The sequence below is a fragment of the Sandarakinorhabdus oryzae genome (assembly GCF_009733735.1).
Classification (GTDB): Bacteria; Pseudomonadota; Alphaproteobacteria; order Sphingomonadales; family Sphingomonadaceae; genus Sandarakinorhabdus; species Sandarakinorhabdus oryzae.
In genome coordinates this window covers 1-886 of record NZ_WNJP01000363.1, presented here as the reverse complement: position 1 = coordinate 886, position 886 = coordinate 1, and the positions used below count along the sequence as shown (strand labels likewise).

Genomic DNA, 886 nt, shown 5'->3' with positions numbered 1-886 from the left:
TCCGGCGTTGGCCGCCCGCAAGAAGAAGGGCAAGCGTGGCCGAACCAGCCGCCCGGTGGCGGCTGCCCCGGTGCGCGCCACCCCGCCGCCGCCCTCCGTGCGCCAGGGCGTCGAGCTGTGGCGCGCCGGCAAGTGGGATGATGCCGTTTCCATGTGGCAGCCCTTTGCCGAGAATGGCGATGCCGATGCCATGTTCAACATGGGTCAGGCCTATAAGCTCGGCCGCGGCGTCGCCATGGACAAGGCCATCGCCCGCGACTGGTATCGCCGCGCCGCCGTGAAGGGCCATCTGCCGGCCCAGGCCAATCTGGGCATCCTGCAATTCCAGGCCGCCGAAAAGGCCGAAGCCGTGCGCTGGCTGAAGGCCGCCGCCGACAAGGGCGAGATGCGCGCGCAATATGTGCTTGGCATCGTGCACTGGAACGGCGACGGCGCGAGCAAGTCGCTGCCGCTCGCCTATGCCTATCTGGTGCGCGCCGCCGCCCAGGGCCTGCCCGAAGCCACCAAGGCCTTGAACGAATTGTCCCAGGTGATCCAGCCGATCGACCGCGCCAATGGCTGGCAGATCGCCACGTCGCTGGCCAACGGCAGCGGCATCCCCGCCCAGTTCCAGCCCGGCATCCAGCCGCCTCCGATGGCCGCGGTGACAACGCCCACGCCTCCGGTGCAGGTCACCAGCCCGCCTGCGCCGTCTTCGCCGCTGTCCGCTTCGGGCAACAGCACCGCCGCCCTTAACCAGGCCGCGCTGAAAACCGCAGAGGCCGCCGGCGACGATGAGGACAAGGCCGATCCCATGGCCGGCGCCGCTGCCCCGTCGCAGCCGGAGCCGCCGCGCCCCGCCGCACCAGCACCCACCCCGCCTCCGCCACCATCGGTCCGCACGCCC

1 protein-coding gene is annotated in these 886 nt (G+C 71.2%); it reads left to right on the top strand.

The features are described 5' to 3' along the window. On the top strand, positions 1–886 hold an 886-nt coding region (locus GJ693_RS16310; protein WP_156257262.1), incomplete at both ends, for a tetratricopeptide repeat protein.